The sequence below is a fragment of the Sphingobacterium sp. B16(2022) genome (assembly GCF_012030425.1).
In the GTDB taxonomy this organism is placed as follows: Bacteria; Bacteroidota; Bacteroidia; order Sphingobacteriales; family Sphingobacteriaceae; genus Sphingobacterium; species Sphingobacterium anhuiense.
Genome location: NZ_JAAUVN010000029.1, coordinates 1 through 255 on the forward strand (window position 1 = coordinate 1; position 255 = coordinate 255).

At 46.7% G+C, this 255-nt stretch carries 1 pseudogene; it reads right to left on the reverse strand.

The window, feature by feature from the left end:
• Positions 1-6: 6 nt before the first annotated feature.
• Positions 7-255 (reverse strand): annotated as a pseudogene (locus tag HCX49_RS25305) (hypothetical protein); the annotation flags it as partial.

Sequence of the window (255 nt, forward strand, 5' to 3'; positions counted from 1 at the left end):
GCTCCATTATGGCTTTCGCTTGTTTTCGGCTTGAGCTAAGGCGCTGAGCTTTTTTAGCAGGGCATTTTCTGCACGTAAATACTCATTCTCCTGCAAAAGTTCCTCTTCACGCGTGAGCGCTTTATTCGTTTTTCTAACTTTTCGCTTGATCTGCGGATTTGCTTTCTTTGTCATCAGGGGTCTTCCTTTTGGCCGTGCCTCCAATCCTTCTGGACCGAACTTGTCCAGCCTTTTCTGCCATTCAATGATATGGGC